Raw genomic sequence first — 13991 nt, 5'->3', positions numbered from 1 at the left:
GCGGATGGCCAGCCAGTGCGGTGGGTCTGCGGTGTGTATCCCATGGGGAGCGCTCCCCATGGGATACACACCGTAGCACCACCGCGTCAGCGCCGTATTGCCCAGCCAAGGATGCCGGAGTTAGCGGGGACTGGAAAGGGTAGGTAGGCAGCAAAACTGTCCCAAATGTGGACAGTGCACGGGTTACGGGTTGGGGGGACCCATCCGGCTCTGGCTGGATCCTCCAGGCTGTGCGGATGACAACCACAGTATTCGCCGCGCCGGGGCATGCGGACCTGGGGTGAATACCCCATATCACTCCACTCGGCAGACGTTTACAGTCCGTTCCATTGATAACAAACGAGAACAAGACTTATGCAGCCAAGACACAACCGAGCGACCACGGCAGCGCGGCCCGCAGCCCTCATCGGCACGCATCCTGAACAACTGTCGGCGGAGAGGCCGGTAGAATTCACCTTAAAGCTGCCCCGGGCAAGATCGGTGGCAGTGGCGGGGACATTCAACGATTGGGGGGTTGACCGCACGCCCATGAGCGCGGGCCCGGGAGGAACCTGGAAAGCAACCGTGTGGTTGCCCGCGGGAAGGTACGAGTATCGGTTCGTCGCGGATGGGGAATGGTTGAACGATCCGACTGCCAAGGAGTGCATCGAGAACACCTTTGGGAGCACCAACTCGGTGTTGGTGGTCTAGGGAAGGGTCATCTCTGCCGGCAGGTCCCGGAGGTTTCAGACAATCGCGCTGCCTCCGTCCCTCAAGGTGCCGTCGAAGAGGTGGACGTGACGGGAGTCGAAGACGAGCCTGATGGTTTCATTGGGGTGGGCGAGGTGAGCGGGAGGAACGCGAGCAACGATGGGGCGCGTGTGGCCGGCGAGGTGAAGGTAAGTTTCTGCCCCCATCGGCTGGACAAGTTCAACCACGGCTTGGCAGGTGCGCTCCGGCGGGGTGTTGGGCGGGAGGGAACCACAATGGATGCGCTCGGGCCGGATGCCTAAGACGATCGGCTTGCCAAGGTATTCTCGCAGGCGTGGGGCGAGGGCGGTATCGAGCGGGAGGGCGATTGGTCTTGCGGCGGCAGCGTGGCCGCGGGCGGCTTCCTGGAACATGATCGCAGTGCCTTCTTCCCGCAACGTGCCGTCGAAGAAATTCATGGGCGGGGAACCTATGAACCCGGCGACAAAGAGATTGGCAGGCTGCTCGTAAAGCGCCAGGGGAGCGGCGACTTGCTGGATGACCCCGTCCTTCATCACGGCGACGCGCTGGCCCAGCGTCAGGGCCTCTATCTGGTCGTGGGTGACGTAGAGCATTGTCGCGCCGAGCCGGCGCTGGAGCCGGGTGATCTCAGCACGCATTTGGAGGCGGGTTGGAGCGTCGAGGTTGGAGAGAGGCTCATCGAGCAGCAGCAGACTCGGGCGCCGGACCAGGGCGCGGCCGAGGGCGACTCGTTGTCGCTGGCCACCGGAAAGGGTAGCCGGTCTGCGGTCGAGGCAGGCCGTGAGATTGAGCGTTTGCGCCGCGTCCCGCACACGCTGGTCAATCTCCGCGCGGGGGCAACGCCGGAGCTTCAAGCCGAAGGCCATATTGTCATACACCGACATGTGGGGATAGAGGGCGGAATTCTGGAAGACCATCGCCACGTCGCGGTCCTTTGGGGGAAGACGGTTGACGACCTGGCCGCCGATCGAGATGGCGCCCGCGGTAGGTTCCTCCAGGCCGGCGATCAAGCGCAGGGTGGTGGTCTTGCCGCAGCCCGAGGGCCCGACCAGCACCAGGAGTTCCTTGTCCTCAACGCTCAGACAGGTGTTGTCCACGGCGCGAACCCTTTCGCCCGCCGGCCCCTTGAAGACTTTGGTGAGATGCTCCAGGACAACCTGTGCCATGCGGGGAGTGTTGAAAGGCACCTGTCGAAAGTCGAGGCCGAATCGCGTTGACGGTGTTGGCGCGTTCCTCCCATCATGCGGCCAAGTTGTATATGAACCTGGATACCCTTTACTCTGAATTGACTCTCAAGACCAACGCCAAGCTGGCGCTGGTGGTCCTGGACGGCGTGGGCGACCTGGCCACGCGCGAGCAAGGCTACCTGACCCCGCTCGAAGCGGCGGTCACCCCCAACCTCGATGCGCTGGCCAAAGACTCGGCGCAGGGACGCATGATCCCAATTGCGCCGGGCATTACGCCGGGCAGCGGGCCGGGACACCTGGGGCTGTTTGGCTACGATCCGCTGGATTTCCAGGTGGGCCGCGGTGTCATCGAGGCACTGGGCCTGGGCCTAGAGTTGCGCGCGGGCGACGTGGCAGCGCGGGCCAATTTCTGCACGCTCGACCCGAAAGGCATTGTCACCGACCGGCGCGCGGGGCGCATTGACACGCAGGTGTGCGAAGAGCTGTGCGCGCTGCTGGCGCAAAAGGTGAAGAAGGTGGGCGACGCGGAAGTGATCATCAAGGCCGGTAAGGGCCATCGGTTCGTGGTGGTGTTCCGGGGCACGGGGCTGGAGGGACCGCTGACCGACGCCGACCCGCATCGCGAGGGCCTGCCGGTACCCAAGGCCGGGCCGGTGAATCCCAAATCCGCCAAGGCCAAGAAAGCCGCCAAGCTCGTGGCGGAGTTCTTCAAGGCCGCATTGCCCGTGATTGCCCAGAAGAAACCGGCCAACGGCTTCCTCATGCGCGGGATTGCGCATCAGCCGGAGATTCCGCTGTTCCAGGAACGGTATGGGCTGCGGCCGGCCTGCATTGCGGTCTATCCGATGTATAAGGGCCTGGCGCAGTTGGTCGGCATGACCAAGCTGGAAGGCGCTCAAACGATCGCCGAACAGTTCGAGCGGTATCTTGCCGAGTACAACAACTACGACTATTTCTTCATCCACTTCAAGTACACGGACATGTACGGCGAGGACGGCAACTTCGCCGCAAAGAAGAAGGCGATTGAGGAGCTCGACGCCGCGCTGCCGATTTTGCTGCGCAAGAAGCCGGACGTGCTGGCCATCACCGGCGATCACTCGACGCCGTGCGTCATGAAGGGCCATTCCTGGCATCCGGAGCCGGTGATGCTGCATTCCGCCTGCTCGGGCTCGGACAAGCTGGAGCGCTTCACGGAGACCGGCGCGAACAGCGGCTCCCTGGGGGTGTTCAAAGCCAAGCACCTGATTCGCCTCATGCAGGCGAACGCCAGGATGCTGGACAAGTTCGGCGCCTAATGGCCAGGCTGGTCTTCGACATCGAGACTTCCGCACTGCCGCTGGAGCAGTTCGACGAAGCGCAGCAGGAATACCTATTCCGGGAGTGCGAGAAGATCACCGAGGAGCCGGCACGAACGGCGCGACGGGCGGAAATCCAGAAGCAGTTCAGCCTGTGGCCCCTCACGGCCCAGGTCGTCTGTGTGGCGATGTTGAATGCCGACACCTCGCGCGGCCAGGTGCTGTTTACCGCGGAGGACTATGAGGAGGAAGCGGACGAGGCGGGGCCGGTGGAGTTCATGGCGTGCGTGGACGAGGTCGAGCTGCTGACGGCCTTCTGGGACGTGGCGAAGCATTACGAGACGATTGTCACGTTCAACGGGCGCGGGTTCGACGTGCCGTTCATTTACCTGCGCTCGGCCCTGCTCAACGTGCCCATCACGCGCAAGGACTGGCTGGGCTACCGCTTTCAGACCGACCCGCACTGCGACCTGGCGGAGCAGTTAACGTTCTACAATGTCAGCGGGCGCGAGGGCGCGGCGCGCCGGTTCAACCTGGACTTCTATTGCAAGGCGTTCGGCATCGAGTCGCCCAAGAGCCACGGCGTGACCGGCTCGGACATGAACACAATGGTGGCGGAGGGCCGCCACCGGGAAATCGCGGAGTATTGTCTGGGAGACGTGAAGGCCACCGTGCTGCTCTACCACATATGGAAAGAGCGGCTGGCGGGGATTAAGTGAAGGCCGGAACCCGAAAAGTGCTGGTGTGCTTTGCGGTGAAGGAGGAGGCGCGGGCCTTCCAGCGGTTGGCGGGTAAGCGGAAGAACGTCGGAATCACCCTGGTGGGCATAGGCAAGCGCAACGCCGAACGGGCGTTTCGGGGCGCGCTAGGGGAGGAACGCCCGCACCTGGTGCTGACCTGCGGGTTCGCCGGAGGGTTGCGACCGGGGTTGGCGACGGGAACGGTCCTGTTCGCCGCCGGCTCGGAAACCGGCTTGTCGCCGGCGCTGCTGGCGGCGGGGGCGAAGCCGGCACGATTCCACTGCGCGGATCGAGTGGCGGCAACCGCGGAGGAAAAGCGGCGGCTGCGCGAAGCCACCGGGGCGGATGCGGTGGAGATGGAATCGGCGAGCATCTGCGCCGTGTGCCGGGAGCAAAGCATTCCCTGCGCGACCGTGCGGGTGATACTGGACCCGGCCGGCGAAGATCTGCCGCTGGACTTCAACCGGTTGATGACGGCGGAGCAGCGGATGCACTACGGCAAGCTGGCCGCGGCCCTGGCAAAGTCGCCGGGAAAATTCAGGTCGTTGCTATATCTGCAGAAGCAATCCCTGGCGGCAGCCGGGAGGCTCGCGGAGGTTCTGGCCAAGATTACGGCGGTGTAGCCCCCGGCACCCGGGAGGCGGACGGCGGCGGGGGTTTTGGCTTGGCGTGCCCGCTGTAGCTGATGAGCGCGGCGCCGATTACGATGAACACCACGCCCGCCCAACGGATGGAGGAGACCTTCTCGCCCAGGAAAATGAGCGCGGCGAAGGTGGTCAAGACAAAGCTGAGCGCCGTCAGCGGCCACAGGAAGCTGATGTCGCTCTCGGCCATCAGGATCAGCAGGCAGACGAAGAACAGCGCTTCAAAGAAGACGCCCAGCAGCACGCTGGGATTGGTGATGCCAGCTTTGACGACGCGGAAGATCTCCGCGGCGCAGATTTGCCGGACCTCGCCGACCTGAGTGATCCCCTTCTTGAGGAAGACCACGCCGGCCGCTTCAAAGACCAGCCCGATAAGGAGAATGAGGAGCAGTTTGGCCATATTACAGATCCTGGTAGCGAATCAGCTTGATGCCCAGTTGATGAACCTGTTCCCGCACGCGAGGAGAGATCAGGGCGTCGAACTCATTCCTAAATTCATCCAGCGAGGGGTGAGAGTAAAGCTCCGAATCACCGGCCGGAAGCTGTGGGAGCAGGCGCGTGACGTAGGCTTCATCCACACGCCCGTTTTGCAGCAGGCCGAAGACGGCGTTGGTGTGCCGAAGGCCGAGCCGGGCCAGGGCGGAACGGGCGCGCGCGGATAGCAGATGAAAGATGATGGCGTGAAGCGCCCGATTGGCGAGGCGACCGGAGGCAAGGTGCAGGTTCAAGCGGAACGGATCAAAGGTCAGGCGCAAACGCTTGATGCCGAGCTGCGCGGCGTCGGCCGTCAAGATGCGGAACACGGTGGGATGCAGGTGCAGGTGCAAATGGCCGTTGACGTGGTCAAGCGGCAGGCGGGTTGCGCGGAACCTTTCAAACTGGGCATGGATCTCCCGTCGCAAAGGCTCGCGCAAACTGCGCTGAAAAAAGTAGCGGCAGCCGACGCCGGCGGGATTGCCACTGAATTCACCGTCGGCATTGGTCAGTCCCGGGATCTGCGCGGGCGGCAGCGCGGAATGGCCGCACAGCAGGGACAGGTGCAGCCCCACGCCCAGGGTGGGATTCTCGCGGGCCAGTGCCACCGCCTCCTCGCAGGCAGGCTCGTTGACCATCAGGCTGGCGGCGGTGAGGATGCCTTCGCGGTGGGCGCGGATGACCGCCTGGTTGATGGAAGCGGAACGCCCGAAGTCGTCCGCGGTGACGATCAGGCGGCGATGCCCGGGCCCCGCATTCGACCGCCTAGGCGCCATAATTCGGCGCCCCGGCGCCGGAGATACACCGGCACCAGGTGCGCATGATCAGCAGCCCCTTCTCACTTTTGCTCAGGCGAGTGACGTCGGGGCCAAAGACGTTGAAACGCCGCCGCGCCAGCTTGTCCAGTAGTCGCCAATAGACCGCGCCCATGAGTTCGGCGGCTGCCATCGAGCGGCGGTCGGGAGCGGGAAGGGTCTCGCGCGCCTGCCCATAGAAATGGCGCGCACGCGCGGCAACGCTGGCGGCCAGCTCGAAGAAGCGCGGCGAGTATTCCAGCCGCAGGATTTCCTCGGGCGACACTTTGAACCGGCCCAACTCGGACATCGGCAGGTAGATGCGCCCGCGCTGGGCGTCGGAGCGCACGTCGCGGAGGATGTTGGTCAGTTGGAGCGCCTTGCCCAGGCAAACGGCGTAGTCCCGGCAGGCTGGATTCCGGTAGCCGAACACTTCGATGCTCAGCAGGCCGACAACCGACGCGACGCGATAGCAGTAGAGATCCAGTTGTTCGTAGTCCTGATAGCGTTTGATGTCGAGGTCCATCTCCACGCCTTGCAGGAGGGCGTCAAAGTGCTCAAAGGGCAGATGATGCCGCCGAATGACCGGCTGCAACTCGCGGTTGACCGGGAACTGCGGTGTTTCGGTCCCGCAGGCACGGCGCACATCGGCGCGCCAGGCGGCCAGTTGCTCCCGGCGCTCTGCCACCGGCGTGCTTTCATTGTCGGCCACATCATCCACCTCGCGGCAGAAGGCATAGAGCGCGGACATCCCGTCGCGCTTGATCCTGGGCAGCAATACAAACGCCAGCGCCAGATTGGACGCGCTCTTCCGCGTAATCGCCTGGCTCTCGCGCATGAGTCAGGGCTGGGGTTCGGGCGAGTTTGCCGGGCGGATGGGCGGGAGACCCCCGGTTTCAGCGAGTGTGGGATTGCGTGAATGTCGCCTGCGCCGCGGGCGCCTCCGTCTGCGATGGTGTTGCAGCGGCAGCGAGGCGCCTTCCTCAACAGGGAGCTGGCGGCTGCCGGCTGGCTCGGCTGCGTGCTCGTGGCTGTGGTGATGCGAGCGACGATGACGACGACGTTTGCGGAGAAAGATCGCCCAAAGCAGCACCAGCGCCGTGACCAAGGCCATCGAGCCGAAGATAACAAACGCATTACGGGTACCGGGGCCCGCTATCTGCCAGGCGGAATACACAGCCTCGGTCGTCTCGTCGGCCAACATGATTGAGAAGGTGCTCATGGGAAGTTAGCCTTGCCTTCCTGGGGGGGGGTGTCCTCGTCGGCATCGGTCCCCGTGGCGATGTTCAAGCGCTGCATGCGATACCGCAACGCATGCCGGCTGATTTTCAACTGATCGGCGGTGCGGGTCAGGCTGAAGTGGTTCTGCTCCAGTATGGCGGTGATGAGTTCCCGCTCCAGGTTGGCCATGCGCTCGTCAAGCGACTCGGGTCCCGTCAGCTTGGGGGCGGAGACCTTGTGCAAGCGGCCCTCCAACTGGAAATCCGGCAGGCTGCCCGGATGGATTTCCGTGCCGGTCTCCAGGATCAGGGCGCGTTCGATCACATTGCGCAGCTCGCGCACGTTGCCGGGCCAGTGGTGCGAGAGCAGTTTCTGCCGCGCGGCGCGGGAAATCGCGCGGGTCTTCTTGTTCATTGAAACGCCGAAGTTCCGCAGGAAGTACTCAGCGAGAATGAGCACGTCGTCACCCCGGTCCCGCAAGGGCGGCAGGCGAAACTGCACCACGTTAAGCCGGTGAAAAAGGTCCTCCCGGAACTGGTCCTGCCGGATCGCCTCGACAATGTCACGGTTCGTGGCGGCGATCAGGCGGACGTTGACCTGAAGTTCCTGGGTGCCGCCCACGCGCATGAAGGTGCCGTCCTCCAGGAACCGGAGCAGCTTGGCCTGCAAGGGCCGGCTCATGTCGGCGATTTCGTCCAGGAAGATCGTGCCGCCATCGGCTTCTTCGACGCGGCCGGGCTTCTGTTTCAGGGCGCCGGTGAAAGCCCCCTTCTCGTGCCCGAACAGCTCGCTCTCCAGCAACGTCTCGGGGATGGCCGCGCAGTTGATGCGCACGTAGGTGGACTGAGCCCGCTGGCTCAAGCTGTGGAGCGCGCCGGCCACCAATTCCTTGCCCGTGCCGCTCTCGCCGAGCACCAGCACGCGAGCATCGGTCGGGGCAACGGTCTGAATGAGCTGCCGCAGCTCGGCCATTCTGGGGCATTCGCCCACGATCTGATCCAGCCGCCACGTTTCGACCGTGCTGGCGCGCAACGATGCATTCTCCCGCAACAAGCGGTAGCGTTCCGCGCAGCGCGCCACGGCGTGCAGCAGTTCCTCGGGAGCAAAAGGCTTGGCCAGGTAATCAATTGCTCCGGCTTTGATGGCTTCGACGGCGAGCTTCGGTGTCGCGTAGGCGGTGATCATCACCACCGGCAGGTCCGGCCATTGCGCACGGGCCTTGCCGAGCAATTCGTAACCGCTCATCCCACCTAACCGGGCGTCGGTGATCAGCATGAAGAACTCTTCGCGCTCCAGCAGGCCAAGGGCCTCCTCGGCGGATTCTATCGCCCGCACCGAGTACCGTTCATCCGCCAGCACGGTCTTGAGCGACAGGCGCATGTTCTTCTCATCGTCCACCACGAGCACGGGCGGCAGCCGGATACTCATAGGGGCACCTCAGAGGCGAGCGGGTTGGGAACGGCGCGGGCAACAAGCAAAGGTAGGATCTTCGCGCGCGCGCGAATCACCTTTCCGTGCTTGTCCAAGGACGGTTTCAATGCTGTCTGGCCAGCTTAATCAAGGCCTTCGCGGGGAATATTAGGATGAATTGCGCTCCCTTTCCAAGAGCAGATTCCACCCGCACACTGCCGCCGTAGAGTTCCACGTTGTGCTTGATCGTGGCCAGGCCCAGGCCCGTGCCTTTCTCTTTGGTGGTGTAATAGGCCTCAAAAATCTTCTCCTGCTTGTCCGCCGGAATGCCGGGGCCGTCATCGCGGATTGAGATCTCCACCGAGTAATCGCTGTGGCACTCGGCGCTGACGGTAATCGTCCCCCCTCCGGCGCCGAGCGCCTCCCGCGCGTTCTGCAGCAGGTTCATGAATGTATCCACCAGGTGGCGGCGCTGCATGAACAGGGGAGGATACTCCCCGGCATAATTGCGGCGGATGCGGACCGGGTAACCCGCCGCGGGCGGAAACACCTGGGCGATGGCATGGTCCAGCTCCTCAACCACGTTAAGCTTTTCGACGTGGCCCTCGCTCAACTGGGCATACCCCATGATCTGCGTGATAATGCGGTCCGAGTGCTCAACCTCCTCCTGGATGATTCGGATCTGTTCCTCCGAGATCGGCTTGCCTTGCTTGAGCGCCCGCCGCACCGAGTAGGCGGCGTTGTTGATGATGGCAAGGGGATTCTTCATCTGATGGGTAAATTCGGCCGCGACGCGGCCGGCAGACCGCAATTGGCCCTCCCGCATGGCAAATTCATGCGCCTCCTCCACCGCCCGCCGCTGCCGCTCCAGCAACACTTGCACCCCGTAGCAGCAGACCGTCATCAGCAAGAGCAACGCCAGGCGCAGCGTCAGCGTCTGCGCCTGGTTCTCCGACGGGGAGGAAAGCCTCAGATGCTCAAGCGCCGCCTCGTCGAGGCCTTCGGACGGGCGGGGAGTCGAGTAGTGCCGGGGCTCGGTCAATGCCGTTTCACCGCTCTCCCCTGGAAGCGCGGGGCGAGGCTGCCTGGGGGGCCGTGTAAAGGCTGGACTGCCGGGTGGCGCGTTGGAGGATCTCTGGTAGCTGGGCATTCGTTGCGCGGCTGCCCAGGCCTGGGCCTCGGCCTCCAGCGACTGGTTGATGTAAATGTTGATAACTCCGGCCATCACGTAGCAGACCGTCAGCGTGAAGTTGAGCAGGAGTTGGGAAGTCGCGCGCGGAACACTCACCGCGCCGCGCACCACCAGCCCGAGAAAGAGCCAGTAGAGGATGCTGTCGTAGCCGCCGGTCACCACGACCAACGCCGCCAGGAAGATGCCATCCGCCAGGCTCATGGCGAAGACCGCCCATTGGACCAGCAGCAAGGGCACCCGACGCATGGCCAGCAGAAGCCCGGCAACCACCGCGTTGGCAGCGATGTAAATCCATAGGAAGTACTGCGTGGCTTCGACGGTGATTTCCAGGGTCCCCAGTTCCTTTTCCCCAATCCAGGACCGCCTGAAATAGAACGAGTAGAGGAGCATGGCAATCCCGGCGGCTTTGATGGGCAGGATGAGGTCGCGCTCCATCGTGGTGATGCGGTCTATCAGCTTGACCGCGTCGGGCGTCGGGATCTTCAACAGCTCCACTGCCCGGCCCGGGAGCCGCAACAGGGCCAGGACCAGTTCCTCGAAGCTGTAGTTTCTAACGCGTTGCCAGAGACCGACGTTCATAATCAAGCAGATCCCAGCGGATAGGACGCGCGCTCCGGACGGGTTCAGCCCCGCCGCCTGGCCGGCTTGCGCTGGCGGAGCAACGTCAGCGCGCACTCGGCCACCTTCGCCACTGGCCATAGCCGCCCTATCCCTTCATATCCGCACGACAGCAGCCCTTTCTCCGGGCCGATAAACTCCACGCCGCGCGCCTTGAGCGTCGCGACGTTCTTCTGTGTAGCCGGATGCAGCCACATCTTTCCGTTCATTGCGGGGGCCACCAAGATCCTGGCTTGCGAGTTCAGCGCCAGCGCCACGCAACTCAGGGCGTCGCCGGCCAGACCCAGCGCGAGCTTGGCAATCGTTTGCGCCGTGGCGGGGGCGATGAGCAGCAAGTCTGCCTCGTCGGCCAGCTTGATGTGCGCCGGCTGCCAGCCCTGGTCGTCGTCGTAGAGGTCCGTCACCACCGGGTGCCGCGACAGCGTCTTGAAAGTCACCGCTGTGACGAAGCGGAGGGCATCGGCCGTCATCACCACTCGCACGTGGCAGCCTTGTTTCGTCAGCAGGCTCGCCAGCTCGGCGGCCTTGCAGGCCGCGATTGATCCAGTCACGCCCAACACGATGTTTTTTGCCGCGCTCATTTGGTTCAGAATTCCGGCGCCTGCACGCGCGCCGACCGCATTTTCTCCGCCTCCACGATCGCCAGCATCCGCCGCAAGTCTTCCGGAATGGTGCTGCTCAGCAGCAGGTAATCGAAGTTCTTCCACTGCGCGATCTCCTGCCGCGCCACGCTCAGGCGTTTCTGGATGACTGGCTCCGTATCCGTCGCGCGATTGCGCAAGCGACCTTCCACGATCTCCATCGAGGGCGGCGTCAGGAACACCGACACCAGCGCCCGTTTGAGTTCCGCGTCCTCTTGCGCCTTCTCGCGGATCGTGGCCGCCCCCTGCACGTCCACGTTCAGCAACACATCCCAGCCCTGCCGCAGTTTGCCCAGCACCTCCGCCTTGAGGATGCCGTAGCTGTGTCCGTAAACCGTTGCATGCTCGAGGAAATTGCCCGCCTGCACCCGCTTGAGGAACGAGGCCGCGTCCAGGAAGTAATAGTCCACCCCGTCCTGCTCCCCTTTGCGGGGAGGGCGCGTTGTGCAGGTTACCGCCCGCGTCATCAGCGGCCGGGCCGAGAGCAATTGGTTGCACAGCGTCGTCTTGCCCCCGCCGGACGGCGCGGAAATCACCACCAGCAGCGAGCCGGGAGCCGGCGCGGGTTTGGCCGCGCTTTCGGCGCCTGCCGCTTCACGCTCAGCACCTTTTTTCAGTTCTCGGCTCTGGGCTTTCATCACTCCACATTCTGCGCCTGCTCGCGGAACTTTTCCAACTCCGCTTTGAGCGTCACCACCTCGCGTGAAATCAGGCTGTCGTTGGCTTTCGAGCCGATCGTGTTGATCTCGCGATTCATCTCCTGCGCCAGAAAATCCAGCATTCGGCCGACCGGTTCCTGCGAGCGCCGTCCGTCCTCGAACTGCTTGAAATGGCTTTGCAGCCGCGTCAGCTCCTCGGAGATGTCCGAACGGTCGGCAAAGTAAACCACCTCTTTAAGCAGCCGCTCGTCCTCCGCTGCCGGCGCTTCCAGCCCGGCGCTTCTGATCCGCTCGATCAGGTGCTGGCGATACCTCTCCGCGACCGTCGGGCTCTGCTTGGCCACTTGCGCCGCCGCTTTGCGCATCACCTTGATTCGCTTGGCGAGGTCCTGCGCCAGGTGCGCCCCTTCCCGTTCCCGCATTTTGACCAGCCGAGAAAGCGCTTGCTTGAGCGCCTTCTCCACCGCCGGCCAGAAATCTTCCTCCACCGCCAGGTCTTCAGGAGTCTGAACCACCCCAGGCGCCTGCGCCACGTGGCGCAGTGTCACCGGTCCCGGCAGTCGGAGCTGTTTCGAGAGCCGGTTCAGCTCGCGCGCATAGGCCCGGGCCAGCGGCAGGTTCAACAGGACCCGCGCCGACTTCTGGTTCGCCCCCGTGTGGAGCGACACCCGCACTGTCAGCCGGCCCCGCGCCACATGGCGGTTAATCACGTCGCGGATCTGCGCCTCCAGCAATTCCAGGCCCCGCGGCAGATTCACAGAGATCTCCGTCTGCTTCCGATTCACCGAGCTGAGCTCCACAGTGACCTTGAAGCCGTCCTTCGAACAATCCCCGCGCCCGTAACCCGTCATTGATTTCATCCGCTCGCAGTATGAGGAATCCCGGCCCGGCAGGCCAATCATTTCTGTACCCGCGACGGCTCCCGGCCGTTGCCCCGGAGAGCCTGGAGCAGTTGCTGGTCAGCCCGCTCCCGCGCTGGGTGTTGATGCTCGGCAAGCCCGCGGCGCGCGGGCATGGGTCGGCTCGGCCGGCAGGCTGGCAATGATGCGCGCGCCGCGCTTGTAAGCGAAATACGAATAGGCCCACTGGAGGAGCACGGCGAGCCTGTTGCGGAAGCCGATCAGGAAGACCAGGTGCACGAACAGCCATGTCAGCCAGGCAATCCACCCCGAGAAGTGGAGCCTGCCGATCCAGGCTACCGCCGCCGACCGGCCGATCGTAGCCATCGTGCCGCGGTCCCAGTATTTGAACGGAGGCCGTGGCGCACGCCCGATTCCCAAATCCAACTCATCCACCACTATCCGTGCAACGTGCCGAGCCATTTGCATGGCGGCAGGCGAAACGCCGGGCACCGGCTGGCCGTTTTCGCCAAGCACCAAAGCCATGTCGCCAATGGCGAACACTTCCGGGTGACCGGGCAGGCTCAAGTCGGGATTCACTTTCACCCGGCCGTCGCGGTCCAACTCCACGCCGAGCTGTTTTGTGAGAGGCATGGCCGCCACGCCGGCGGCCCAAATTATGTTCTCCGCGCGGAGAGTCTCTCCGGTATTCAACGTCAGCTCGCCTAGTTGGATGGCGGTGACCCTGGTCGAGGTTCGGACCTGCACCCCCAGGCGCTCCAATTGCCGCCGGGCGCTTTCGGCCAAATCCGACGGCAGGTGCCCCAGAACCAATGGACCAGCTTCGATCAAGATGATGCGGGCGTGCGTCGGATCAATGCGGCGGAAATCGCGCTTCAGAACAGTGCGCGCCAGCTCGGCAAACGCCCCCGCCAGTTCTACACCCGTGGGACCTCCACCAACGATGACCACTGTGAGCAGCGCCTCTCGTCTCGCCGCCTCGGCCGCGTTTTCGGCTTTCTCAAATGCCAGCAAGACGCGGCTGCGGATAAACAAGGCGTCTTCCAGTGACTTCAACCCGGGAGCAAATACCTCCCACTCTGGATGCCCGAAGTAGCTCGTCTGGCTGCCCAGCGCCAGCACGAGATAATCGTAACGCAGGGTGCTTCTCTCCAGGACAACCTCCTGGTTGCCCAGATCAACCCCTGCCACTTGATCCAGCAAGACCGTAACCTCGGGCCGAGCGGAGAGGATGGAGCGGATCGGCTGCGCGATTTCCGGCGCCGAGAGACCCGCGGTAGCAACCTGGTAGAGCAAGGGTTGAAATAGATGGTGGTTGGTGCGGTCTACCACAGTCACTCGCGCCGAAGCATGACGGAAACGCTGGCAGAAAGTCAGCCCGCCGAAGCCCGCGCCGAGGACGACGATGTGAGTCTTTCTGTCTGCCGCCATGGCATACTCTCAGCCATCCCGCGGCAGATGCAATACCCGGCCGCGGTTTAGCCAGGGTAATGCTTCATTTGCGGAATTAATTAATAGTATGGTTTGTTATGTTGACGAGTGCGG

At 63.7% G+C, this 13991-nt stretch carries 15 protein-coding genes; 4 read left to right on the top strand and 11 right to left on the bottom strand.

The genetic code is table 11. The features are described 5' to 3' along the window. Positions 1–354: 354 nt before the first annotated feature. Entirely contained in the window at positions 355–690 is a 336-nt protein-coding gene (locus P5205_10595) for an isoamylase early set domain-containing protein (GenBank protein HSA10804.1), read from the top strand. A 35-nt stretch (positions 691–725) separates the two neighbouring features. Here P5205_10595 and P5205_10590 read toward each other — a convergent pair whose 3' ends face one another. Next, positions 726–1877: an ABC transporter ATP-binding protein gene (locus P5205_10590; protein ID HSA10803.1), complete on the bottom strand. Its 1152-nt coding sequence runs from the start codon at positions 1875–1877 to the stop codon at positions 726–728. Between the two features lie 92 nt (positions 1878–1969). Between P5205_10590 and P5205_10585 the strand changes: the two genes are divergently transcribed. Genes P5205_10585 through P5205_10575 form a run of 3 tightly spaced genes read left to right on the top strand, consistent with a single transcriptional unit; the run spans position 1970 to position 4556 of the window. Next, complete coding sequence (locus P5205_10585) at positions 1970–3193, top strand: 2,3-bisphosphoglycerate-independent phosphoglycerate mutase (protein HSA10802.1); 1224 nt, start codon at positions 1970–1972, stop codon at positions 3191–3193. Then, a complete protein-coding gene (locus P5205_10580) occupies positions 3193–3912 on the top strand; it encodes a ribonuclease H-like domain-containing protein (GenBank protein HSA10801.1) in 720 nt (239 codons plus the stop codon). Before P5205_10585 ends, P5205_10580 begins: the two co-directional genes overlap by 1 nt. Next, positions 3909–4556: a hypothetical protein gene (locus P5205_10575; GenBank protein ID HSA10800.1), complete on the top strand. Its 648-nt coding sequence runs from the start codon at positions 3909–3911 to the stop codon at positions 4554–4556. Before P5205_10580 ends, P5205_10575 begins: the two co-directional genes overlap by 4 nt. Here the strand turns inward: P5205_10575 and P5205_10570 are convergent. The 10 genes from P5205_10570 to P5205_10525 all read right to left on the bottom strand — a co-directional run bounded on the left by P5205_10570 (position 4543) and on the right by P5205_10525 (position 13877). Beyond that, positions 4543–4977 (bottom strand): EamA family transporter, encoded by a 435-nt coding sequence (locus tag P5205_10570; GenBank protein HSA10799.1) that lies wholly within the window; start codon positions 4975–4977, stop codon positions 4543–4545. The two genes, P5205_10575 and P5205_10570, sit on opposite strands and share 14 nt — an antisense overlap. 1 nt (position 4978) lies before the next feature. After that, on the bottom strand, positions 4979–5827 hold the full coding sequence (hpnK, locus tag P5205_10565) for a hopanoid biosynthesis-associated protein HpnK (GenBank protein HSA10798.1): 849 nt from the start codon (positions 5825–5827) through the stop codon (positions 4979–4981). Continuing rightward, positions 5817–6683, bottom strand: a complete 867-nt coding sequence (hpnD, locus tag P5205_10560; GenBank protein ID HSA10797.1) for a presqualene diphosphate synthase HpnD — start codon at positions 6681–6683, stop codon at positions 5817–5819. Before hpnD ends, hpnK begins: the two co-directional genes overlap by 11 nt. A 3-nt stretch (positions 6684–6686) precedes the next feature. After that, on the bottom strand, positions 6687–7067 hold the full coding sequence (locus tag P5205_10555; GenBank protein ID HSA10796.1) for a hypothetical protein: 381 nt from the start codon (positions 7065–7067) through the stop codon (positions 6687–6689). After that, positions 7064–8494 (bottom strand): sigma-54 dependent transcriptional regulator, encoded by a 1431-nt coding sequence (locus P5205_10550; GenBank protein ID HSA10795.1) that lies wholly within the window; start codon positions 8492–8494, stop codon positions 7064–7066. The genes P5205_10555 and P5205_10550 overlap by 4 nt, the downstream gene beginning before the upstream one ends. Positions 8495–8600: 106 nt before the next feature. Next, positions 8601–10247 carry a HAMP domain-containing sensor histidine kinase gene (locus P5205_10545; protein HSA10794.1) on the bottom strand — a complete coding sequence of 549 codons (1647 nt, stop codon included), beginning with the start codon at positions 10245–10247 and terminating at the stop codon, positions 8601–8603. 44 nt (positions 10248–10291) lie between these two features. Further along, positions 10292–10867: a flavoprotein gene (locus P5205_10540; protein HSA10793.1), complete on the bottom strand. Its 576-nt coding sequence runs from the start codon at positions 10865–10867 to the stop codon at positions 10292–10294. A gap of 5 nt (positions 10868–10872) precedes the next feature. Further along, positions 10873–11565, bottom strand: a complete 693-nt coding sequence (gene gmk / locus P5205_10535; GenBank protein ID HSA10792.1) for a guanylate kinase — start codon at positions 11563–11565, stop codon at positions 10873–10875. Beyond that, positions 11565–12446, bottom strand: a complete 882-nt coding sequence (locus P5205_10530; protein ID HSA10791.1) for a YicC family protein — start codon at positions 12444–12446, stop codon at positions 11565–11567. Before P5205_10530 ends, gmk begins: the two co-directional genes overlap by 1 nt. A gap of 99 nt (positions 12447–12545) precedes the next feature. Further along, positions 12546–13877, bottom strand: coding sequence for an NAD(P)/FAD-dependent oxidoreductase (locus P5205_10525; GenBank protein HSA10790.1), 1332 nt, complete (start codon positions 13875–13877; stop codon positions 12546–12548). Positions 13878–13991 lie beyond the last annotated feature (114 nt).

Source organism: Candidatus Paceibacterota bacterium (assembly GCA_035452965.1).
Classification (GTDB): domain Bacteria; phylum Verrucomicrobiota; class Verrucomicrobiia; order Limisphaerales; family UBA8199; genus UBA8199.
This window is presented reverse-complemented; position numbering and strand designations above follow the sequence as displayed.